This is a genomic window from Pseudomonas versuta (genome assembly GCF_001294575.1).
Lineage (GTDB): Bacteria > Pseudomonadota > Gammaproteobacteria > Pseudomonadales > Pseudomonadaceae > Aquipseudomonas > Aquipseudomonas versuta.
Map to the genome: position 1 here is coordinate 5,047,345 of NZ_CP012676.1, position 18,475 is coordinate 5,065,819.

The window sequence follows — 18,475 nt, forward strand, 5'->3', positions numbered from 1 at the left end:
CATTTTGTCTTGGTTAGATGAGTGGGAAGGTCGGGGCCTTGCCTTGACTGGGGACAAGATCCTCTTTAGACTCTTGTACCCCTAAATTTGGCGGGAATTCGTTCCTGCCATTTTGCTTTTCTTGCAAGACAATAGCGTCGCAAGACAACAGTGGAGCTAGTAGATGGCAACTATCAACCAGCTGGTACGTCAGCCGCGTAAGCGTATCGTCGAGAAATCCGACGTGCCTGCGCTGCAAAACTGCCCGCAACGTCGTGGCGTATGCACCCGTGTGTATACAACTACGCCGAAAAAACCTAACTCGGCACTGCGTAAAGTATGCCGTGTGCGCCTGACCAACGGTTTCGAGGTTTCCTCGTACATCGGTGGTGAAGGTCACAACCTGCAAGAACACAGCGTGGTACTGATTCGTGGCGGTCGTGTAAAAGACTTGCCAGGTGTTCGTTATCACACCGTTCGCGGTTCTTTGGATACTTCCGGTGTTAAAGGTCGTAACCAGGGTCGTTCGAAGTACGGTACCAAGAAGCCGAAGTAGTTTTCGGTCGCTTGTAAATAATGCAGATTTCTTTTTTTCTGAGTCGATAAGAGTAAGGTCGGACGTGCATCCTCTGGGTGTAATGGTTCCGAGCTAACCTGAAGACCGTTTGAGGGCTTATCCATGCCAAGAAGACGCGTAGCAGCCAAGCGCGATGTGCTTGACGATCCAAAATACGGAAGCCAAATCCTGGCCAAGTTCATGAACCACGTGATGGAAAGCGGCAAAAAAGCCGTTGCCGAGCGTATCGTTTATGGCGCGCTGGAAAAGGTTAAAGAACGCAAGAACAGCGATCCCCTGGAAATCTTCGAGAAAGCTCTCGACGCCATCGCTCCGCTGGTCGAAGTGAAGTCGCGCCGTGTAGGCGGTGCTACTTACCAGGTTCCGGTCGAAGTTCGCCCGTCCCGTCGTAACGCCCTGGCAATGCGCTGGTTGGTAGACTTCGCCCGCAAGCGCGGCGAGAAGTCTATGGCTCTGCGCTTGGCTGGCGAACTGTTGGATGCTGCTGAAGGCAAGGGCGCAGCAGTTAAGAAGCGTGAAGACGTGCACCGTATGGCTGAAGCTAACAAAGCTTTCTCGCACTACCGCTTCTAATTTCAGCGCTACTCATTTTGCGAGGGCTTTATGGCTCGTACTACACCGATTAACCGCTACCGTAACATTGGTATCGTTGCTCACGTGGATGCTGGTAAAACCACCACCACCGAGCGCGTCCTTTTTTACACTGGCAAAAGTCACAAGATGGGCGAGGTGCATGATGGCGCCGCGACCACAGACTGGATGGTTCAGGAGCAGGAGCGTGGTATTACCATTACTTCTGCTGCTATTACCGCCTTCTGGAAAGGTTCTGCCAAGCAGTACAAAGACGAGCATCGCTTCAACGTAATCGATACCCCGGGCCACGTTGACTTCACTATTGAAGTTGAACGTTCCCTGCGTGTACTCGATGGCGCGGTTGTTGTGTTCTGCGGTACTTCGGGTGTTGAACCTCAGTCGGAAACCGTATGGCGTCAAGCCAACAAGTACGGCGTTCCGCGTCTTGTTTATGTAAACAAGATGGACCGTGCCGGTGCGAACTTCCTGCGCGTGATTGAGCAGATCAAGAAGCGTCTTGGTCACACTCCGGTTCCAATCCAGTTGGCCATCGGTTCCGAAGACAACTTCCAGGGTCAGATCGATCTGATCAACATGGAAGCTGTGTACTGGAACGATGCTGACAAAGGTATGGTTCCAGTTCGCAAAGAGATTCCAGCTGAGCTGAAAGATCTTGCTGACGAATGGCGCGACAACATGGTTCAGGCTGCGGCCGAAGCCAATGAAGAGCTGATGAACAAGTACCTCGAAGGTGAAGAATTCACCATCGAAGAAATCAAGGCTGCTCTGCGTCAGCGTACTATCGCTGGTGAGATCGTCTTGGCTGTTTGCGGTTCTTCCTTCAAGAACAAGGGTGTTCCCCTGGTTCTCGACGCCGTTATCGACTTCCTGCCAGCACCAACCGATATTCCAGCCATCAAGGGTACTGACCCGGATGACGAGTCTATCGAGCTGGAGCGTCATGCAGACGACAGCGAGCCGTTCTCGGCTCTGGCGTTCAAGATCGCTACCGACCCATTCGTGGGTACCTTGACCTTCGTTCGAGTTTACTCGGGCGTGTTGAACTCCGGCGACGGCGTAATCAACTCGGTTAAAGGCAAGAAAGAGCGCGTGGGTCGTATGGTGCAAATGCACGCAAACGCCCGTGAAGAAATCAAGGAAGTGCGCGCTGGTGACATCGCGGCCTTGATCGGCATGAAGGACGTCACCACTGGTGAAACCTTGTGCAACGCTGACAAGCCAATCATCCTGGTTCGTATGGACTTCCCGGAGCCGGTTATTTCGGTTGCCGTTGAGCCCAAGACCAAAGATGACCAGGAAAAAATGGGTGTCGCTCTGGGCAAACTTGCTCAGGAAGATCCATCTTTCCGCGTAAAAACTGATGAAGAAACTGGTCAAACGATCATTTCTGGCATGGGCGAGCTGCACTTGGACATCCTGGTTGACCGGATGCGCCGTGAGTTCAACGTCGAAGCCAACATCGGTAAGCCTCAGGTTTCGTATCGTGAGCGCATCACGAAGAGCTGTGAGATCGAAGGCAAGTTCGTTCGTCAGTCCGGCGGTCGTGGCCAGTTTGGTCACTGCTGGATCCGTTTTGCTCCTGCTGACGAAGGTCAGGAAGGTCTGCAATTCGTGAACGAAGTGGTAGGTGGTGTGGTTCCTAAGGAATACATCCCGGCTATCCAGAAGGGTATCGAAGAGCAGATGAAGAACGGTGTTGTTGCCGGCTATCCGCTGATCGGCCTGAAGGCTACCGTGTTTGATGGTTCTTACCACGACGTCGACTCCAACGAGATGGCGTTTAAGGTGGCTGCTTCCATGGCTACCAAGCAACTGGCCTCCAAAGGCGGTGGTGAGTTGCTTGAACCGATCATGGCGGTAGAGGTTGTTACACCTGAAGACTATATGGGTGACGTGATGGGCGACTTGAATCGTCGTCGCGGCATGATCCAGGGTATGGAAGATACGGTCTCCGGCAAAGTAATTCGTGCTGAAGTTCCGTTGGGTGAAATGTTCGGTTATGCGACCGACGTTCGTTCCATGTCTCAGGGTCGCGCAAGCTACTCTATGGAATTCAAAAAATACGATACAGCTCCGTCGCACATCGTCGAAGCTGTTACTAAAAAACAAGGCTGATTTAGTTCAGTCCTTTAGGCAAGGAGTTAATTGTCGTGGCTAAAGAAAAATTTGATCGTTCCCTACCGCACGTCAACGTTGGCACTATCGGTCACGTTGACCATGGTAAAACCACGTTGACCGCAGCTCTGACTCGTGTTTGCTCCGAGATTTTCGGTTCGGCCATCGTTGATTTCGATAAAATCGACAGCGCGCCAGAAGAAAAAGCTCGTGGTATCACCATCAACACTGCGCACGTTGAATACAACTCGCTGATCCGTCACTACGCTCACGTTGACTGCCCAGGTCACGCTGACTATGTGAAGAACATGATCACCGGTGCTGCCCAGATGGACGGCGCGATCCTGGTTTGTTCGGCCGCTGATGGTCCGATGCCACAAACTCGTGAGCACATCCTGCTGTCCCGTCAGGTTGGCGTTCCGTACATCGTGGTCTTCCTGAACAAGGCTGACCTGGTAGACGACGCTGAGCTGCTGGAACTGGTTGAGATGGAAGTGCGCGATCTGCTGAGCACTTACGACTTCCCGGGCGACGACACTCCGATCATCATCGGTTCTGCTCGTATGGCGCTGGAAGGCAAAGACGACAACGAAATGGGCACCACTGCCGTTCGTAAACTGGTTGAAACTCTGGATACTTACATTCCGGATCCAGTTCGTGTTATCGACAAGCCGTTCCTGATGCCAATCGAAGACGTATTCTCGATTTCGGGTCGCGGTACTGTTGTAACCGGTCGTATCGAGCGCGGTATCGTTCGCGTTCAAGATCCGCTGGAAATCGTTGGTCTGCGTGACACTACTGTTACCACCTGCACCGGCGTTGAAATGTTCCGTAAGCTGCTTGACGAAGGTCGTGCAGGCGAGAACTGCGGCGTGCTGCTGCGCGGCACCAAGCGTGACGACGTAGAGCGTGGCCAGGTTCTGGTTAAGCCGGGTTCGGTTAAGCCGCACACTACCTTCGAAGCTGAAGTGTATGTGTTGAGCAAAGAAGAAGGCGGTCGTCACACTCCGTTCTTCAAAGGCTACCGTCCACAGTTCTACTTCCGGACCACTGACGTGACCGGTAACTGCGAACTGCCGGAAGGCGTTGAAATGGTAATGCCAGGCGACAACATCAAAATGGTTGTCACCCTGATCAAAACCATCGCAATGGAAGACGGTCTGCGTTTCGCAATTCGTGAAGGCGGTCGTACCGTTGGCGCTGGCGTTGTAGCCAAAATCATCGCGTAAGTGATGATTGCCTGAAAAAGCCCCCGCTCAGCGGGGGCTTTTTTTATTGAGTTGACACCTACTGGGGTCGTCTATAGAATTGCGCCTCCTTTTAACGGGCGTATTGCGCTCGGTGGGAATAGCAATCTGGAGTCTGAAATCCAATGCAAAATCAGCAAATCCGTATCAGGTTGAAGGCTTTTGACCATCGCCTGATCGACCAATCAACCCAGGAAATCGTGGAAACCGCGAAACGTACTGGTGCTCAAGTGCGTGGTCCAATTCCACTGCCTACCCGTAAAGAGCGGTTCACCGTTCTGGTCTCCCCGCACGTCAACAAAGACGCGCGTGACCAGTACGAGATCCGTACTCATAAGCGCGTACTGGACATCGTCCAGCCAACGGATAAAACCGTTGATGCACTTATGAAGCTTGATCTTGCGGCCGGTGTGGAAGTGCAGATCAGCCTCGGCTAAGACTTGGGTCTTAGTCGTGTAACGCTCTGAAATGGGCGGCCATAGCGGGTGAAAGCCCCGTACACTCATGAGGTTTACAACATGACTATTGGTGTAGTCGGTCGTAAATGCGGTATGACCCGTATTTTCACCGAAGAAGGTGTCTCCATTCCGGTCACGGTCATTGAGATCGAACCGAATCGCGTCACCCAGTTCAAAACTGAAGAAACCGATGGCTATCGTGCAGTGCAAGTCACTGTCGGCGAGCGTCGCGCTTCGCGTGTAACTGCTGCTCAAGCGGGTCACTTCGCTAAAGCAAACGTTGCAGCTGGTCGTACCGTAATGGAATTCCGCCTTGAAGAAGGCGAGTACCAGGCAGGCGATCTGATCAACGCTGAAATCTTCACCGCAGGTCAGATGGTCGATGTGACCGGTCAGTCCAAAGGTAAAGGCTTCCAGGGTACGATCAAGCGTTGGAATTTCCGTGGCCAAGATAACACTCACGGTAACTCCGTTTCCCACCGCGTCCCGGGCTCTATTGGCCAGTGCCAGACTCCTGGTCGTGTATTCAAGGGCAAAAAAATGTCCGGTCATATGGGCGCTGAGCGCGTGACCGTGCAGTCCCTCGAAGTAGTGCGCGTCGACGCTGAACGCAATCTGTTGTTGGTCAAAGGTGCTGTTCCTGGCGCTACTGGCGGCAACCTGGTTGTACGTCCGGCGGCCAAGGCTCGCGGTTAAGGGGAAGCTGACATGCAATTAAACGTAAATGACGCTCAAGCGATCGAAGTTTCCGAACTGACATTTGGCGGCGAGTTCAACGAGACGCTGGTTCACCAAGCAGTCGTGGCCTACATGGCCGGCGGCCGTCAAGGTAGCAAGCAGCAAAAGACCCGTTCCGACGTTCGTGGTGGCGGTAAGCGCCCATGGCGTCAGAAAGGTACTGGCCGTGCTCGTGCCGGTACTATCCGTAGCCCAATCTGGCGTGGCGGCGGTACCACTTTCGCAGCTCGTCCACAGGATCACTCTCAGAAGCTCAACAAGAAGATGTATCGCGCAGCAATGCGTTCCATCCTTGCTGAACTGGTTCGTACTGATCGTCTGATCGTGGTTCAGGACTTCGCAGTTGAAGCACCGAAGACCAAAGATCTGCTGAACAAACTGAATGGCATGGGTCTGACAGACGTCCTGATCGTGTCCGAAGTTGTTGATCAGAACCTGTACCTGGCTGCTCGTAACCTGCCACACGTTGATGTACGTGACGTGCAAGGTTCCGATCCAGTTAGTCTGATCGCATACGACAAGGTGTTGATCACCGTGTCGGCCGTGAAGAAATTCGAGGAGCTGCTGGGATGAACCAGGAACGCGTATTTAAAGTTCTGCTTGGCCCGCACGTTTCCGAGAAGGCTACGGTTCTGGCAGACAAGAAAGGCCAGTTCGTTTTCAAGGTTGCTACTGATGCAACCAAGCTGGAAATCAAGAAGGCCGTCGAAAGCCTGTTCAGCGTGAAAGTTGAGCGTGTTACTACCCTGAATGTTCTGGGTAAAAGCAAGCGCACCGCTCGCGGCGTGGGCAAGCGTAATGACTGGAAGAAGGCAGTAATCTCCCTTCAGCCAGGCCAAGATCTCGATTTCAGCAGCAGTGCTGAGTAAGGAAGGGGTGCATCATGGCAATCGTTAAATGCAAACCGACTTCCCCTGGCCGCCGTCATGTGGTCAAGGTGGTCAACCAGGAGCTGCATAAAGGCGCTCCTCACGCACCGCTGCTCGAGAAGAAATCGAAGACTGGTGGTCGTAACAACAATGGCCGTATTACCACGCGTCACATCGGTGGTGGTCATAAGCAGCATTATCGTTTGGTCGACTTCCGTCGCAACGACAAAGATGGCATTCCAGCCACTGTTGAGCGTATCGAATACGATCCAAACCGTACTGCTCACATTGCTCTTATGTTGTACGCAGACGGCGAGCGCCGTTACATCATCGCCCCTAAAGGCGTGAGTGCTGGTGACCAGCTGATCGCAGGTGCTTTGGCACCGATCAAGCCGGGCAACGCTCTGCAACTGCGCAACATTCCAGTTGGTAGCACCGTACACGGCATCGAATTGAAGCCGGGTAAAGGCGCGCAAATCGCACGTTCCGCTGGTGCTTCGGCTCAGCTGGTAGCTCGTGATGGTGTCTATGTGACCCTGCGTCTGCGCTCTGGTGAAATGCGTAAAGTATTGGCTGAATGCCGTGCAACGCTTGGCGAAGTCTCGAACTCCGAGCACAGCCTGCGTTCCCTGGGTAAAGCTGGTGCCAAACGCTGGCGTGGCGTTCGCCCAACCGTTCGTGGTGTTGCCATGAACCCGGTTGACCACCCACATGGTGGTGGTGAAGGTCGTACCTCTGGTGGTCGTCATCCGGTATCGCCATGGGGCTTCCCGACTAAGGGCGCGAAGACTCGTGGTAATAAGCGTACCGACAAAATGATCGTCCGTCGTCGCAAGTAAATAGAGGGATACGACAGTGCCACGTTCTCTGAAAAAAGGTCCTTTTATTGATCTTCACCTACTGAAGAAGATCGAAGTGGCGGCGGAAAAGAACGATCGCAAACCGGTGAAAACCTGGTCGCGCCGTTCTATGATCCTGCCACAAATGGTCGGTCTGACCATCGCTGTGCATAACGGTCGTCTTCATGTCCCAGTTCTTGTGAACGAAGACATGGTTGGCCATAAACTAGGCGAGTTTGCCGGTACCCGCACTTATCGTGGGCACGTGGCAGACAAGAAAGCCAAGCGTTAAGGGGTAAGGAACGATGGAAGTAGCCGCTAAGTTGTCGGGCGCTCGAATCTCCGCCCAGAAAGCCCGCTTGGTCGCCGACCAGATCCGCGGGAAGAAGGTGGGCGAAGCGCTCAACCTGTTGGCTTTCAGCAACAAGAAAGCCGCCGAGATCATCAAGAAAGTGCTGGAGTCGGCCGTAGCCAACGCCGAGCATAACGAAGGCGCAGACGTTGACGACCTTAAAGTCGCTACCGTTTTCGTCAACGAAGGGCGTTCGCTGAAGCGCATCATGCCGCGTGCCAAAGGCCGCGCTGATCGCATCGTCAAGCGGTCTTGCCATATCACTGTCAAGGTTGCTGACAAGTAACGGAGTCGAAGAGATGGGTCAGAAAGTACATCCCATTGGCATTCGCCTGGGAATCGTCAAGGAGCACACCTCCGTCTGGTACGCAGACGGCCGGACTTATGCGGACTATTTGTTCGCTGATCTGAAGGTGCGTGAATACCTCCAAGACAAACTAAAAAGCGCGTCCGTAAGCCGTATCGATATCCATCGTCCGGCTCAGACTGCACGTATCACCATCCACACTGCTCGTCCTGGTATCGTTATCGGGAAGAAAGGTGAAGATGTTGAGAAGCTGCGTCAGGACCTGACCAAGCAAATGGGTGTGCCTGTGCACATCAATATCGAAGAGATCCGCAAGCCGGAACTCGACGGTATGCTGGTTGCGCAGAGCGTAGCTCAGCAGCTGGAGCGTCGTGTAATGTTCCGTCGCGCGATGAAACGCGCTGTACAGAACGCTATGCGCATTGGTGCCAAAGGCATCAAAATCCAAGTGAGCGGTCGTCTCGGCGGTGCTGAAATCGCACGTACTGAATGGTATCGCGAAGGTCGTGTGCCACTGCACACCCTGCGTGCCGACATCGACTATGCCAACTACGAAGCTCACACCACTTACGGTGTGATCGGTGTAAAGGTTTGGATCTTCAAAGGCGAAGTAATTGGTGGTCGCCAAGAAGAACTGAAGCCACAAGCACCAGCGCCTCGTAAAAAAGCTGCTAAGTAAGGGGTACGCCAAATGTTACAACCTAAGCGTACGAAGTTCCGCAAGCAGATGACAGGCCACAACCGTGGCTTGGCATTGCGCGGTAGCAAAGTCAGCTTCGGCGAGTATGCGCTGAAGTCTGTTGCTCGTGGTCGTCTCACCGCTCGTCAGATCGAATCAGCGCGTCGTGCACTGACCCGTCACGTTAAGCGTGGCGGTAAGATCTGGATCCGTGTATTCCCGGACAAGCCTGTAACCAAAAAGCCACTCGAAGTTCGGATGGGTAAAGGTAAGGGTAACGTGGAATATTGGGTTGCCCAGATTCAGCCAGGCAAAGTCCTGTATGAAATCGAGGGTGTTACTGAAGAGCTGGCGCGTGAGGCTTTCGCCCTGGCTGCTGCAAAGCTGCCGCTCGCCACCTCCTTTGTTAAACGGACGGTGATGTGATGAAAGCGAATGAACTTCGTGAAAAATCCGCACAGCAGCTGAACGAGCAACTGCTCGGCTTGCTGCGCGACCAGTTCAATCTGCGCATGCAGAAAGCAACTGGCCAGTTGGGGCAGTCGCATCTGCTCTCGCAAGTTAAGCGTGACATCGCTCGCGTGAAGACTGTGCTCAAACAGCAGGCAGGTAAGTAATCATGGCTGAAGCCGAAAAAACTGTCCGTACGCTGACTGGCCGTGTTGTCAGCGACAAGATGGACAAGACCATCACCGTACTGATCGAGCGTCGCGTTAAGCACCCGATCTACGGTAAATATGTTAAGCGTTCGACTAAGCTGCACGCGCACGACGAAACCAATCAGTGCCACATCGGCGACAAGGTCACTATTCGTGAAACTCGTCCGCTGGCCAAGACCAAGTCTTGGGCATTGGTTGATATTCTCGAACGCGCTGTGGAAGTCTAAGGACTAGGGGTCGGAGAAATTATATGATTCAGACTCAATCCATGCTCGATGTGGCCGATAACAGCGGCGCACGCCGCGTTATGTGCATCAAGGTGCTGGGTGGCTCCCATCGTCGTTACGCTGGTATCGGTGACATCATCAAAGTTACCGTCAAGGAAGCAATTCCTCGCGGTAAAGTGAAAAAAGGCCAAGTGATGACTGCTGTTGTAGTCCGCACTCGTCACGGCGTACGTCGTGCTGATGGCTCCATTATCCGCTTTGATGGCAACGCTGCTGTTCTTCTGAACAACAAGCAAGAGCCGATCGGCACCCGTATCTTTGGGCCAGTGACCCGTGAACTTCGTACTGAGAAGTTCATGAAGATCGTCTCGCTCGCCCCAGAAGTGCTGTAAGGAGATCCGACATGCAAAAGATTCGTCGTGACGACGAGATCATCGTGATCGCCGGCAAAGACAAAGGTAAGCGCGGTAAGGTGCTTAAGGTTCTCGCTAACAACCGTTTGGTTATTGGCGGTCTGAACCTGGTTAAGCGTCATACCAAGCCTAACCCTATGTCGGGCGTGCAAGGCGGTATCGTCGAAAAAGAAGCTCCACTGGACGCTTCTAACGTCGCCATCTTCAACGGCGAAACCAACAAGGCTGACCGCGTTGGTTTCAAAGTAGAAGAAGGCAAGAAAATTCGTGTCTTCAAGTCGACCCAAAAAGCGGTTGATGCTTGAACACTGCTAGGTAGATAAGACCATGGCACGACTAAAAGAGATTTACCGGAAGGAAATCGCTCCGAAACTTAAGGAAGAACTTAAGCTTTCGAACGTGATGGAAGTTCCGCGCGTTACCAAAATCACCCTGAACATGGGTTTGGGCGAAGCGATCGGTGATAAGAAAATCATCGAGCACGCTGTAGCTGATTTGGAAAAGATCACGGGTCAGAAATGTGTTGTGACCTACGCTCGCAAGTCCATCGCAGGCTTTAAAGTTCGCGAAGGCTGGCCGATCGGCGTTAAAGTTACTCTGCGCCGTGAGCGTATGTACGAATTCCTGGATCGTCTGCTGTCGATCTCCCTGCCTCGGGTACGCGACTTCCGCGGCCTGAATGCCAAGTCCTTCGATGGTCGTGGTAACTACAGCATGGGCGTGAAAGAGCAGATCATTTTCCCGGAAATCGACTACGACAAGATCGATGCCCTTCGCGGTCTGGACATTACCCTGACCACCACTGCTCGGACAGATGATGAAGGTCGCGCCTTGTTGCGTGCTTTCAAATTCCCGTTCCGCAACTGATTGGAGTAGGAAAATGGCCAAGATGAGCATGAAAAACCGCGAGCTGAAGCGTCAGCTCACGGTTGCCAAGTTCGCCAAGAAGCGTGCAGCACTGAAAGCTATCATCGTGGATCTGAACGCAAGTCCAGAAGCACGTTGGGAAGCTCAAGTTGCTCTGCAGAAGCAGCCACGTGACGCAAGCGCTGCGCGCATGCGTAACCGCTGCCGCCTGACTGGTCGTCCGCATGGTGTTTACCGCAAGTTCGGCCTCGGCCGTAACAAGTTGCGTGAAGCAGCAATGCGCGGTGACGTACCAGGTCTGGTTAAAGCCAGCTGGTAAGGCGCACAGGCAAAGTTGTCACTGTCAGGATTGCAATATCCTGACAGTCGGTGACCTTGAATATGAATCAAGCCCCTATTGGGGCTTGATTCATTTCTGGCGTGTGTCTAGAATGACCGGCTCGCCTGAGCCCGTGCTTTTTAAGCATTGAGTCACTCGGCGACAGATGTAGCCGCGAGGCTAATTATTTTTGTAACAGGAGCGTCTAGCCCATGAGTATGCAGGACCCGTTAGCGGACATGCTAACTCGAATCCGTAATGCCCAGATGGCTGAAAAGTCCGTCGTAAGCATGCCATCTTCCACGTTGAAGGTAGCTGTAGCCAAAGTTCTCAAAGACGAAGGTTACATCGCGGATTATCAGATCAGCAGCGAAATCAAACCACTGCTGTCTATCGAGCTGAAATACTTCGAAGGCCGTTCGGTTATCGAAGAAGTGAAGCGCGTTAGCCGTCCAGGCCTGCGTCAGTACAAGTCCTCCGAAGATCTGCCGAAAGTTCGTGGCGGTCTCGGTGTGTCTATCGTCTCCACCAGCAAAGGTGTGATGACGGATCGTGCTGCGCGCGCTGCCGGTGTCGGCGGCGAAGTTCTTTGCACTGTGTTCTAAGGGGGGATAAGCATGTCACGCGTCGCTAAGAACCCCGTTAAGCTGCCAGCTGGTGTCGAAGTAAAATTCGCCGGCCAACAGCTTTCGGTGAAGGGTGCCAAGGGCACTCTAGAACTGAACATCCATTCGTCCGTTGAAATTGTTGAAGAAGCTGGTGAGCTGCGTTTCGCTGCTCGCAATGGCGATCAACAAACTCGCGCAATGGCTGGTACCACTCGTGCGTTGGTAAACAACATGGTCCAAGGCGTAAGCCAAGGCTTCGAGCGCAAGCTCCAGCTGGTCGGTGTTGGTTACAAAGCGCAAGCAAAAGGCACAGTGCTGAACCTGGCTCTTGGCTTCTCGCACCCAGTGGATTACGAACTGCCGGAAGGCATCACCGCTGAGACTCCTAGCCAAACCGATATCCTGATTCGGGGTATTGATAAGCAGCTGGTAGGTCAGGTGGCCGCTGAGATCCGCGGTTTCCGTCCACCAGAGCCTTATAAAGGTAAGGGTGTACGTTACGCGGACGAAGTCGTCCGTCGTAAAGAAGCCAAGAAGAAGTAGGGCATAGCAAATGACCGACAAAAAAGTTACTCGCCTGCGTCGCGCTCGCAAAGCACGTCTGAAAATGCACGAACTCGAAGTCGTGCGTCTCTGCGTGTTCCGCTCGTCGCAGCATATATACGCCCAGGTCATCTCGGCCGACGGCAGCAAAGTCTTGGCAAGTGCTTCGACTTTGGACAAAGAACTGCGTGATGCTGCTACTGGCAACATCGACGCGGCCACAAAGGTTGGCCAGCTGGTCGCTACGCGTGCAAAAGCCGCTGGCGTCTCGCAGGTGGCTTTCGACCGCTCTGGCTTCAAGTACCACGGCCGCGTGAAAGCGCTGGCTGAGGCTGCTCGTGAAGCTGGGCTGGAGTTCTAAGTTATGTCAAATAACGACCAAAAGCGCGACGAAGGCTACATTGAGAAGCTGGTTCAAGTTAACCGCGTAGCCAAAACCGTTAAAGGCGGCCGTATCTTCACTTTCACCGCGTTGACCGTGGTTGGTGATGGTAAAGGGCGCGTTGGCTTCGGCCGTGGCAAGTCACGTGAAGTGCCTGCTGCGATCCAGAAGGCAATGGAAGCTGCTCGCCGCAACATGATCCAAGTTGACCTGAACGGTACAACTCTGCAGTACGCAATGAAGTCCGCTCACGGTGCTTCGAAGGTGTACATGCAGCCTGCTTCTGAAGGTACCGGTATCATCGCTGGCGGCGCTATGCGTGCTGTCCTCGAAGTTGCTGGCGTTCAGAACGTTCTAGCCAAGTGCTACGGCTCGACTAACCCGGTAAACGTGGTTCACGCCACTTTCAAAGGTTTGAAAGCTATGCAATCTCCTGAGTCTATTGCCGCTAAGCGTGGCAAAAGCGTTAAGGAGATCTTCTGATCATGGCTACCGTTAAAGTAACGCTGATCAAAAGCATGACCGGCCGTATCCCTAATCACAAACTGTGCATTAAGGGTCTGGGTCTGCGTCGCATCGGTCACACTGTAGAAGTACTTGATACTCCCGAGAATCGCGGGATGATCAACAAGGCTTACTACATGCTGCGTGTAGAGGGTTAATCGATGAAACTCAATGATCTGAGTCCAGCGCCGGGTTCCCGTCGCGAAAAGCATCGTCCGGGCCGTGGTATCGGTAGTGGTTTGGGTAAGACTGGTGGCCGTGGTCACAAAGGTCAGTCCTCCCGTTCCGGTGGCACAATTGCTCCAGGCTTTGAAGGCGGTCAACAGCCGCTTCATCGCCGTCTGCCTAAGTTCGGTTTCGTTTCCCTGAAAGCCATGGATCGCGCAGAAGTGCGTTTGTCCGAGCTGGCTAAAGTGGAAGGCGACATCGTTACTGTGCAGACCCTGAAAGATGCCAACGTGATCAACGTCAACGTACTGCGTGTGAAAATCATGCTGTCCGGTGAAGTTACTCGCGCTGTCACAATCGGCAAGGGAATCGGCGCCACCAAAGGTGCGCGTTCGGCTATCGAAGCAGCTGGCGGCAAGTTCGAGGAATAAATGGCTAAGCAAGGTGCTCTCTCAGCGCTCAGCAAAGGCGGGTTATCCGAGCTCTGGGCTCGTCTGCGTTTTCTATTCCTGGCGATTATCGTCTACCGAATAGGCGCACACATCCCAGTTCCAGGTATTAACCCGGACCGGTTGGCGGACCTGTTTCGACAGAATGAGGGGACCATTCTTAGCTTGTTCAACATGTTTTCTGGCGGCGCGCTGGAGCGGATGAGTATTTTTGCGCTGGGGATCATGCCGTATATTTCGGCATCGATCATCATGCAGCTTATGTCCGCTGTCAGCCCGCAACTGGAGCAGTTGAAGAAGGAAGGTGAAGCTGGTCGTCGCAAGATAAGCCAGTACACCCGCTACCTCACTGTCGCTCTTGCTCTTGTTCAGGCTATTGGCATGTCCATAGGTCTGGCAGGGCAGGGCGTAGCGTTCACTGGTGACCTAGGCTTCCATTTCGTTGCAGTAACCACTTTTGTGGCTGGTGCGATGTTCATGATGTGGCTGGGTGAACAGATTACTGAGCGTGGTGTTGGCAACGGTATCTCGATGTTGATTTTTTCGGGTATCGTCGCCGGTCTTCCGAGAGCAATTGGGCAGTCTTTCGAGTCTGCGCGTCAGGGCGATATCAATATCTTCGCTTTGGTTGCTATCGGTTTGCTGGCAGTAGCGATTATCGGTTTTGTGGTGTTCATTGAGCGTGGTCAGCGTCGTATTGCTGTTCACTACGCCAAGCGTCAGCAGGGCCGCAAGGTGTTTGCTGCGCAGACTAGCCACCTACCGCTGAAAGTGAATATGGCCGGTGTTATTCCGGCTATTTTTGCGAGCAGCATTTTGCTGTTCCCGGCTTCGCTGGGTGCCTGGTTCGGTCAGTCTGAAGGTATGGGCTGGTTGCAGGACATCTCGCAGTCGATCGCTCCTGGTCAGCCGTTGAATATTCTGCTGTTTAGTGCAGGGATTATTTTCTTCTGCTTCTTCTATACGGCGTTGATGTTCAATCCGAAAGACGTAGCGGAAAACCTGAAGAAGTCCGGTGCCTTTATTCCGGGTATCCGTCCAGGTGAGCAGTCGGCACGCTATATTGATGGCGTTTTGACTCGTTTGACTCTGTTCGGTGCTCTTTATATGACGGCCGTGTGTCTGTTGCCCCAGTTCCTGGTGGTTGCGGCAAACGTTCCGTTCTACCTTGGCGGGACCTCGTTGCTGATCGTGGTCGTGGTTGTTATGGACTTCATGTCCCAAGTACAATCGCACCTCGTTTCGCACCAGTACGAATCCCTGATGAAGAAAGCCAACCTGAAGGGCTACGGCAGCGGCATGCTTCGCTGAAGTACCCATAAGGTGAGAGGAGTTGGTGATGAAAGTTCGTGCATCGGTGAAAAAGCTGTGCCGTAACTGCAAGATTATTCGCCGCGAAGGTGTTGTTCGGGTAATTTGCAGCGCGGAACCACGTCACAAACAGCGCCAAGGCTGAGTGTGATCTGTTTGAAGCCCAGCAGCTAGTGCGCTGCTGGGTTGATTATTTGTTATTACAGCGATATTATCTCGCGCCCTATTTCTTGGCTTCCGGGGCGTAGGTAGCTGTCAATTGGAGTCCCACTGAATGGCCCGTATTGCAGGCGTTAACATTCCAGATAACAAGCACACTGTTATCTCGCTGACCTACATCTTTGGTGTTGGTCGCACTACTGCGCAGAAAATTTGCGCAGAGACTGGGGTAAACCCAGCCGCTAAGATCAAAGATCTGAGCGACGAGCAGATTGAGTTGCTGCGTGGCGAAGTGGCAAAGTTCACCACTGAAGGTGACCTGCGTCGTGAAGTCAACATGAAAATCAAACGCTTGATGGATTTGGGCTGCTACCGCGGTCTGCGCCATCGTCGTGGTCTTCCAGTACGCGGTCAGCGTACCAAGACCAACGCGCGTACTCGCAAAGGTCCGCGTAAGCCGATCCGCAAGTAATCGCACCAGCGAATCGACAGGAATTTAGTCATGGCAAAACCTGCTGCTCGTCCTCGTAAAAAAGTCAAAAAGACAGTGGTTGATGGCATCGCCCACATCCACGCGTCTTTCAATAACACAATCGTGACCATCACCGACCGTCAGGGTAACGCGCTTTCTTGGGCTACCTCCGGTGGTTCGGGTTTCCGCGGTTCTCGCAAGTCCACTCCGTTCGCTGCTCAAGTAGCTGCTGAACGTGCTGGTCAAGCTGCGCTGGAATATGGCCTGAAAAACCTTGACGTTAACGTTAAAGGTCCAGGTCCAGGTCGTGAGTCCGCTGTCCGTGCTTTGAACGGCTGTGGCTATAAGATCGCCAGCATCACCGACGTGACGCCAATCCCGCACAACGGGTGCCGTCCGCCGAAGAAGCGCCGCGTGTAATCCAGGAGACTGTAAAGAATGGCTCGTTACATTGGTCCAAAATGCAAACTGGCACGTCGTGAAGGCACCGATCTCTTCTTGAAGAGTGGTGTGCGCGCTATCGAATCGAAGTGCAATATTGAAGCTGCTCCAGGCATCCACGGCCAACGCCGCGGTCGCCAATCCGACTACGGTACCCAACTGCGTGAAAAGCAGAAGGTCCGTCGTATCTACGGCGTTCTCGAGCGTCAGTTCAGCGGCTACTACAAACAAGCTGCTGGCAAAAAAGGTGCAACTGGCGAAAACCTGTTGCAACTGCTCGAATGCCGCCTGGATAACGTCGTATACCGTATGGGTTTCGGCTCTACTCGTGCCGAATCCCGTCAGTTGGTATCGCACAAGTCGATCAGCGTAAACGGTCAGACCGTTAACGTTCCGTCCTACCAGGTACGTGCTGGTGACGTGGTCGCTATCCGCGAGAAAGCAAAGAACCAGCTTCGCATTGTCCAAGCTCTCGATCTGTGTGCCCAACGTGGCCGCGTAGAATGGGTAGAAGTAGACACTGAGAAGAAGTCGGGCGTTTTCAAGAACGTTCCTGCTCGCAGTGATCTGTCCGCCGACATCAACGAAAGCCTGATTGTCGAGCTCTACTCCAAGTAAGGGCTAGAAAATAGGTGCATCCATGCAGATTTCGGTAAATGAGTTCCTGACACCTCGCCATATTGATGTGCAAGTTGTCAGTCCAACCCGCGCTAAAATCACACTCGAGCCTCTCGAGCGTGGTTTTGGCCACACCCTGGGCAACGCGCTGCGACGCATCCTGTTGTCCTCAATGCCAGGCTGTGCAGTAGTCGAGGCCGAGATTGATGGTGTGCTCCACGAGTACAGCGCCATCGAAGGTGTACAGGAAGACGTAATTGAAATCCTGTTGAACCTTAAAGGTCTGGCTATCAAGCTGCACGGCCGTGACGAAGTTACGCTGACCTTGTCGAAGAAGGGTTCGGGGGTGGTTACCGCTGCCGATATTCAGCTGGATCATGATGTCGAGATCGTTAATCCCGATCACGTAATCGCCAACCTGGCGTCTAACGGCGCCTTGAACATGAAGCTCACCGTAGCTCGTGGTCGTGGTTATGAACCAGCAGACTCGCGTCAGAGCGATGAAGATGAAAGCCGCAGCATTGGTCGCTTGCAGCTTGACTCTTCGTTCAGCCCGGTTCGCCGTATCGCATACGTGGTGGAAAACGCCCGTGTCGAGCAGCGTACTAACCTGGACAAGCTGGTTATTGATCTGGAGACCAACGGTACACTGGATCCTGAAGAGGCTATTCGTCGTGCTGCAACCATCCTGCAACAGCAGTTGGCTGCATTCGTCGACCTCAAAGGTGACAGCGAACCAGTGGTTATCGAACAGGAAGACGAGATCGATCCGATCCTGCTTCGTCCGGTTGACGATCTGGAACTGACCGTGCGTTCGGCCAACTGCCTTAAGGCGGAGAACATTTACTACATCGGTGACCTGATTCAGCGCACCGAAGTAGAACTGTTGAAGACTCCGAACCTGGGCAAGAAATCCTTGACTGAAATCAAGGACGTTCTGGCCTCCCGTGGTCTGTCCCTCGGCATGCGCCTCGACAACTGGCCGCCTGCAAGTCTTAAGAAGGACGACAAGGCGACTGCCTGATCGTCGTAATCACCGAACGTTGTGTTTGGTAAGGAATGAACCATGCGTCATCGTAAAAGTGGTCGTCACCTGAGCCGCACTAGCTCCCACCGCAAGGCTATGTTTCAAAACATGGCAGTGTCGTTGTTTGAGCACGAGCTGATCAAAACGACTCTGCCGAAAGCCAAAGAATTGCGTCGCGTTGCTGAGCCGCTGATTACTCTGGCCAAGAATGATTGTCTGGCTAACCGCCGTCTGGCCTTCGACCGTACGCGTTCGAAAGCCATCGTTGGTAAGCTGTTCAACGATCTGGGCAAGCGTTATGCAACTCGTGAGGGTGGCTACCTGCGCATCCTCAAGTGCGGTTTCCGTGCTGGCGACAACGCGCCTATGGCGTACGTCGAGTTGGTTGATCGTCCAGTTGGCGGTGAAGCTGTATCCGCTGAGTAAGACGTCAGTCTCTACAAAGAACCGGGCCTAGTGCCCGGTTTTTTGTGTCTGTATGATTATCGTTTTCTATTGATCGTGATCAATTAATGTATTTGCCCGTGTAGAGTTCATGATCAATACTCCTCCTC

32 protein-coding genes are annotated in these 18,475 nt (G+C 53.3%); all 32 read left to right on the top strand.

Going from position 1 to position 18,475, the window contains the following annotated elements; genetic code table 11:
- The first annotated feature begins 163 nt into the window (after positions 1 to 163).
- The 32 genes from rpsL (at position 164) to rplQ (ending at position 18,347) form a co-directional block, all read left to right on the top strand.
- Positions 164 to 535 carry a 30S ribosomal protein S12 gene (gene rpsL, locus AOC04_RS22655; RefSeq protein WP_002555494.1) on the top strand — a complete coding sequence of 124 codons (372 nt, stop codon included), beginning with the start codon at positions 164 to 166 and terminating at the stop codon, positions 533 to 535.
- A 123-nt stretch (positions 536 to 658) separates the two neighbouring features.
- Positions 659 to 1,129 (top strand): 30S ribosomal protein S7, encoded by a 471-nt coding sequence (rpsG, locus tag AOC04_RS22660; RefSeq protein WP_019824369.1) that lies wholly within the window; start codon positions 659 to 661, stop codon positions 1,127 to 1,129.
- Positions 1,130 to 1,159: 30 nt separating this feature from the next.
- Positions 1,160 to 3,265 (top strand): elongation factor G, encoded by a 2,106-nt coding sequence (gene fusA, locus AOC04_RS22665; protein ID WP_060696756.1) that lies wholly within the window; start codon positions 1,160 to 1,162, stop codon positions 3,263 to 3,265.
- A 35-nt stretch (positions 3,266 to 3,300) separates the two neighbouring features.
- Positions 3,301 to 4,494 carry an elongation factor Tu gene (tuf, locus tag AOC04_RS22670; RefSeq protein ID WP_003444379.1) on the top strand — a complete coding sequence of 398 codons (1,194 nt, stop codon included), beginning with the start codon at positions 3,301 to 3,303 and terminating at the stop codon, positions 4,492 to 4,494.
- A 143-nt stretch (positions 4,495 to 4,637) separates the two neighbouring features.
- Positions 4,638 to 4,949, top strand: a complete 312-nt coding sequence (gene rpsJ, locus AOC04_RS22675; RefSeq protein WP_003186070.1) for a 30S ribosomal protein S10 — start codon at positions 4,638 to 4,640, stop codon at positions 4,947 to 4,949.
- A gap of 81 nt (positions 4,950 to 5,030) precedes the next feature.
- The gene (gene rplC / locus AOC04_RS22680) at positions 5,031 to 5,666 is read left to right on the top strand and encodes a 50S ribosomal protein L3 (protein ID WP_003444377.1); all 636 of its coding nucleotides are present in this window, start codon (positions 5,031 to 5,033) and stop codon (positions 5,664 to 5,666) included.
- A 12-nt stretch (positions 5,667 to 5,678) separates the two neighbouring features.
- Positions 5,679 to 6,281: a 50S ribosomal protein L4 gene (gene rplD, locus AOC04_RS22685; RefSeq protein WP_003444376.1), complete on the top strand. Its 603-nt coding sequence runs from the start codon at positions 5,679 to 5,681 to the stop codon at positions 6,279 to 6,281.
- The gene (gene rplW, locus AOC04_RS22690; RefSeq protein WP_003444375.1) at positions 6,278 to 6,577 is read left to right on the top strand and encodes a 50S ribosomal protein L23; all 300 of its coding nucleotides are present in this window, start codon (positions 6,278 to 6,280) and stop codon (positions 6,575 to 6,577) included. Before rplD ends, rplW begins: the two co-directional genes overlap by 4 nt.
- Before the next feature lie 14 nt (positions 6,578 to 6,591).
- Positions 6,592 to 7,416: a 50S ribosomal protein L2 gene (gene rplB / locus AOC04_RS22695; RefSeq protein WP_003444374.1), complete on the top strand. Its 825-nt coding sequence runs from the start codon at positions 6,592 to 6,594 to the stop codon at positions 7,414 to 7,416.
- A gap of 16 nt (positions 7,417 to 7,432) precedes the next feature.
- The gene (gene rpsS, locus AOC04_RS22700; protein ID WP_003232420.1) at positions 7,433 to 7,708 is read left to right on the top strand and encodes a 30S ribosomal protein S19; all 276 of its coding nucleotides are present in this window, start codon (positions 7,433 to 7,435) and stop codon (positions 7,706 to 7,708) included.
- A gap of 13 nt (positions 7,709 to 7,721) precedes the next feature.
- The gene (rplV, locus tag AOC04_RS22705) at positions 7,722 to 8,054 is read left to right on the top strand and encodes a 50S ribosomal protein L22 (protein WP_003444373.1); all 333 of its coding nucleotides are present in this window, start codon (positions 7,722 to 7,724) and stop codon (positions 8,052 to 8,054) included.
- Positions 8,055 to 8,067: 13 nt separating this feature from the next.
- On the top strand, positions 8,068 to 8,754 hold the full coding sequence (rpsC, locus tag AOC04_RS22710; RefSeq protein ID WP_003176422.1) for a 30S ribosomal protein S3: 687 nt from the start codon (positions 8,068 to 8,070) through the stop codon (positions 8,752 to 8,754).
- A 12-nt stretch (positions 8,755 to 8,766) separates the two neighbouring features.
- A complete protein-coding gene (gene rplP / locus AOC04_RS22715; RefSeq protein ID WP_003444372.1) occupies positions 8,767 to 9,180 on the top strand; it encodes a 50S ribosomal protein L16 in 414 nt (137 codons plus the stop codon).
- Positions 9,180 to 9,371: a 50S ribosomal protein L29 gene (gene rpmC, locus AOC04_RS22720; protein ID WP_003444371.1), complete on the top strand. Its 192-nt coding sequence runs from the start codon at positions 9,180 to 9,182 to the stop codon at positions 9,369 to 9,371. The genes rplP and rpmC overlap by 1 nt, the downstream gene beginning before the upstream one ends.
- A gap of 2 nt (positions 9,372 to 9,373) precedes the next feature.
- Positions 9,374 to 9,640, top strand: coding sequence for a 30S ribosomal protein S17 (rpsQ, locus tag AOC04_RS22725; RefSeq protein WP_003444370.1), 267 nt, complete (start codon positions 9,374 to 9,376; stop codon positions 9,638 to 9,640).
- Positions 9,641 to 9,663: 23 nt separating this feature from the next.
- Positions 9,664 to 10,032, top strand: coding sequence for a 50S ribosomal protein L14 (rplN, locus tag AOC04_RS22730; protein ID WP_002555479.1), 369 nt, complete (start codon positions 9,664 to 9,666; stop codon positions 10,030 to 10,032).
- Positions 10,033 to 10,043: 11 nt separating this feature from the next.
- Positions 10,044 to 10,358 carry a 50S ribosomal protein L24 gene (rplX, locus tag AOC04_RS22735; protein ID WP_003444369.1) on the top strand — a complete coding sequence of 105 codons (315 nt, stop codon included), beginning with the start codon at positions 10,044 to 10,046 and terminating at the stop codon, positions 10,356 to 10,358.
- A 22-nt stretch (positions 10,359 to 10,380) separates the two neighbouring features.
- Positions 10,381 to 10,920, top strand: coding sequence for a 50S ribosomal protein L5 (gene rplE / locus AOC04_RS22740; RefSeq protein ID WP_003444368.1), 540 nt, complete (start codon positions 10,381 to 10,383; stop codon positions 10,918 to 10,920).
- 13 nt (positions 10,921 to 10,933) lie between these two features.
- The gene (rpsN, locus tag AOC04_RS22745; protein WP_003444367.1) at positions 10,934 to 11,239 is read left to right on the top strand and encodes a 30S ribosomal protein S14; all 306 of its coding nucleotides are present in this window, start codon (positions 10,934 to 10,936) and stop codon (positions 11,237 to 11,239) included.
- A gap of 212 nt (positions 11,240 to 11,451) precedes the next feature.
- Complete coding sequence (rpsH, locus tag AOC04_RS22750) at positions 11,452 to 11,844, top strand: 30S ribosomal protein S8 (RefSeq protein WP_003444366.1); 393 nt, start codon at positions 11,452 to 11,454, stop codon at positions 11,842 to 11,844.
- A gap of 12 nt (positions 11,845 to 11,856) precedes the next feature.
- Entirely contained in the window at positions 11,857 to 12,390 is a 534-nt protein-coding gene (rplF, locus tag AOC04_RS22755; RefSeq protein ID WP_003444365.1) for a 50S ribosomal protein L6, read from the top strand.
- 10 nt (positions 12,391 to 12,400) lie between these two features.
- The gene (gene rplR, locus AOC04_RS22760) at positions 12,401 to 12,751 is read left to right on the top strand and encodes a 50S ribosomal protein L18 (RefSeq protein WP_003444364.1); all 351 of its coding nucleotides are present in this window, start codon (positions 12,401 to 12,403) and stop codon (positions 12,749 to 12,751) included.
- Between the two features lie 3 nt (positions 12,752 to 12,754).
- Positions 12,755 to 13,255, top strand: coding sequence for a 30S ribosomal protein S5 (rpsE, locus tag AOC04_RS22765; RefSeq protein WP_003186035.1), 501 nt, complete (start codon positions 12,755 to 12,757; stop codon positions 13,253 to 13,255).
- 2 nt (positions 13,256 to 13,257) lie between these two features.
- Complete coding sequence (gene rpmD, locus AOC04_RS22770) at positions 13,258 to 13,434, top strand: 50S ribosomal protein L30 (RefSeq protein ID WP_003444363.1); 177 nt, start codon at positions 13,258 to 13,260, stop codon at positions 13,432 to 13,434.
- A 3-nt stretch (positions 13,435 to 13,437) separates the two neighbouring features.
- Entirely contained in the window at positions 13,438 to 13,875 is a 438-nt protein-coding gene (gene rplO, locus AOC04_RS22775; protein WP_003444362.1) for a 50S ribosomal protein L15, read from the top strand.
- Positions 13,876 to 15,204, top strand: a complete 1,329-nt coding sequence (gene secY / locus AOC04_RS22780) for a preprotein translocase subunit SecY (protein ID WP_003444361.1) — start codon at positions 13,876 to 13,878, stop codon at positions 15,202 to 15,204.
- Between the two features lie 28 nt (positions 15,205 to 15,232).
- Positions 15,233 to 15,349 (top strand): 50S ribosomal protein L36, encoded by a 117-nt coding sequence (gene rpmJ, locus AOC04_RS22785; protein WP_002555468.1) that lies wholly within the window; start codon positions 15,233 to 15,235, stop codon positions 15,347 to 15,349.
- 129 nt (positions 15,350 to 15,478) lie between these two features.
- Positions 15,479 to 15,835 (top strand): 30S ribosomal protein S13, encoded by a 357-nt coding sequence (rpsM, locus tag AOC04_RS22790; RefSeq protein ID WP_003444360.1) that lies wholly within the window; start codon positions 15,479 to 15,481, stop codon positions 15,833 to 15,835.
- A gap of 30 nt (positions 15,836 to 15,865) precedes the next feature.
- Positions 15,866 to 16,255 carry a 30S ribosomal protein S11 gene (rpsK, locus tag AOC04_RS22795; RefSeq protein WP_002555466.1) on the top strand — a complete coding sequence of 130 codons (390 nt, stop codon included), beginning with the start codon at positions 15,866 to 15,868 and terminating at the stop codon, positions 16,253 to 16,255.
- An 18-nt stretch (positions 16,256 to 16,273) separates the two neighbouring features.
- The gene (rpsD, locus tag AOC04_RS22800) at positions 16,274 to 16,894 is read left to right on the top strand and encodes a 30S ribosomal protein S4 (protein ID WP_003444359.1); all 621 of its coding nucleotides are present in this window, start codon (positions 16,274 to 16,276) and stop codon (positions 16,892 to 16,894) included.
- Between the two features lie 22 nt (positions 16,895 to 16,916).
- The gene (locus AOC04_RS22805) at positions 16,917 to 17,918 is read left to right on the top strand and encodes a DNA-directed RNA polymerase subunit alpha (protein ID WP_003176403.1); all 1,002 of its coding nucleotides are present in this window, start codon (positions 16,917 to 16,919) and stop codon (positions 17,916 to 17,918) included.
- Between the two features lie 42 nt (positions 17,919 to 17,960).
- Positions 17,961 to 18,347 (top strand): 50S ribosomal protein L17, encoded by a 387-nt coding sequence (gene rplQ, locus AOC04_RS22810; RefSeq protein ID WP_003444357.1) that lies wholly within the window; start codon positions 17,961 to 17,963, stop codon positions 18,345 to 18,347.
- The last annotated feature ends 128 nt before the right edge of the window (positions 18,348 to 18,475 follow it).

What these genes read in the sequence shown, in the direction of transcription:
- rpsL (WP_002555494.1), top strand. Translation starts at nt 164, where the DNA reads ATGGCAACTATCAACCAGCTGGTACGTCAGCCGCGTAAGCGTATCGTC.
- rpsG (WP_019824369.1), top strand. Translation starts at nt 659, where the DNA reads ATGCCAAGAAGACGCGTAGCAGCCAAGCGCGATGTGCTTGACGATCCA.
- fusA (WP_060696756.1), top strand. Translation starts at nt 1,160, where the DNA reads ATGGCTCGTACTACACCGATTAACCGCTACCGTAACATTGGTATCGTT.
- rpsJ (WP_003186070.1), top strand. Translation starts at nt 4,638, where the DNA reads ATGCAAAATCAGCAAATCCGTATCAGGTTGAAGGCTTTTGACCATCGC.
- rplC (WP_003444377.1), top strand. Translation starts at nt 5,031, where the DNA reads ATGACTATTGGTGTAGTCGGTCGTAAATGCGGTATGACCCGTATTTTC.
- rplD (WP_003444376.1), top strand. Translation starts at nt 5,679, where the DNA reads ATGCAATTAAACGTAAATGACGCTCAAGCGATCGAAGTTTCCGAACTG.
- rplW (WP_003444375.1), top strand. Translation starts at nt 6,278, where the DNA reads ATGAACCAGGAACGCGTATTTAAAGTTCTGCTTGGCCCGCACGTTTCC.
- rplB (WP_003444374.1), top strand. Translation starts at nt 6,592, where the DNA reads ATGGCAATCGTTAAATGCAAACCGACTTCCCCTGGCCGCCGTCATGTG.
- rplV (WP_003444373.1), top strand. Translation starts at nt 7,722, where the DNA reads ATGGAAGTAGCCGCTAAGTTGTCGGGCGCTCGAATCTCCGCCCAGAAA.
- rpsC (WP_003176422.1), top strand. Translation starts at nt 8,068, where the DNA reads ATGGGTCAGAAAGTACATCCCATTGGCATTCGCCTGGGAATCGTCAAG.
- rplP (WP_003444372.1), top strand. Translation starts at nt 8,767, where the DNA reads ATGTTACAACCTAAGCGTACGAAGTTCCGCAAGCAGATGACAGGCCAC.
- rpmC (WP_003444371.1), top strand. Translation starts at nt 9,180, where the DNA reads ATGAAAGCGAATGAACTTCGTGAAAAATCCGCACAGCAGCTGAACGAG.
- rpsQ (WP_003444370.1), top strand. Translation starts at nt 9,374, where the DNA reads ATGGCTGAAGCCGAAAAAACTGTCCGTACGCTGACTGGCCGTGTTGTC.
- rplN (WP_002555479.1), top strand. Translation starts at nt 9,664, where the DNA reads ATGATTCAGACTCAATCCATGCTCGATGTGGCCGATAACAGCGGCGCA.
- rplX (WP_003444369.1), top strand. Translation starts at nt 10,044, where the DNA reads ATGCAAAAGATTCGTCGTGACGACGAGATCATCGTGATCGCCGGCAAA.
- rplE (WP_003444368.1), top strand. Translation starts at nt 10,381, where the DNA reads ATGGCACGACTAAAAGAGATTTACCGGAAGGAAATCGCTCCGAAACTT.
- rpsN (WP_003444367.1), top strand. Translation starts at nt 10,934, where the DNA reads ATGGCCAAGATGAGCATGAAAAACCGCGAGCTGAAGCGTCAGCTCACG.
- rpsH (WP_003444366.1), top strand. Translation starts at nt 11,452, where the DNA reads ATGAGTATGCAGGACCCGTTAGCGGACATGCTAACTCGAATCCGTAAT.
- rplF (WP_003444365.1), top strand. Translation starts at nt 11,857, where the DNA reads ATGTCACGCGTCGCTAAGAACCCCGTTAAGCTGCCAGCTGGTGTCGAA.
- rplR (WP_003444364.1), top strand. Translation starts at nt 12,401, where the DNA reads ATGACCGACAAAAAAGTTACTCGCCTGCGTCGCGCTCGCAAAGCACGT.
- rpsE (WP_003186035.1), top strand. Translation starts at nt 12,755, where the DNA reads ATGTCAAATAACGACCAAAAGCGCGACGAAGGCTACATTGAGAAGCTG.
- rpmD (WP_003444363.1), top strand. Translation starts at nt 13,258, where the DNA reads ATGGCTACCGTTAAAGTAACGCTGATCAAAAGCATGACCGGCCGTATC.
- rplO (WP_003444362.1), top strand. Translation starts at nt 13,438, where the DNA reads ATGAAACTCAATGATCTGAGTCCAGCGCCGGGTTCCCGTCGCGAAAAG.
- secY (WP_003444361.1), top strand. Translation starts at nt 13,876, where the DNA reads ATGGCTAAGCAAGGTGCTCTCTCAGCGCTCAGCAAAGGCGGGTTATCC.
- rpmJ (WP_002555468.1), top strand. Translation starts at nt 15,233, where the DNA reads ATGAAAGTTCGTGCATCGGTGAAAAAGCTGTGCCGTAACTGCAAGATT.
- rpsM (WP_003444360.1), top strand. Translation starts at nt 15,479, where the DNA reads ATGGCCCGTATTGCAGGCGTTAACATTCCAGATAACAAGCACACTGTT.
- rpsK (WP_002555466.1), top strand. Translation starts at nt 15,866, where the DNA reads ATGGCAAAACCTGCTGCTCGTCCTCGTAAAAAAGTCAAAAAGACAGTG.
- rpsD (WP_003444359.1), top strand. Translation starts at nt 16,274, where the DNA reads ATGGCTCGTTACATTGGTCCAAAATGCAAACTGGCACGTCGTGAAGGC.
- AOC04_RS22805 (WP_003176403.1), top strand. Translation starts at nt 16,917, where the DNA reads ATGCAGATTTCGGTAAATGAGTTCCTGACACCTCGCCATATTGATGTG.
- rplQ (WP_003444357.1), top strand. Translation starts at nt 17,961, where the DNA reads ATGCGTCATCGTAAAAGTGGTCGTCACCTGAGCCGCACTAGCTCCCAC.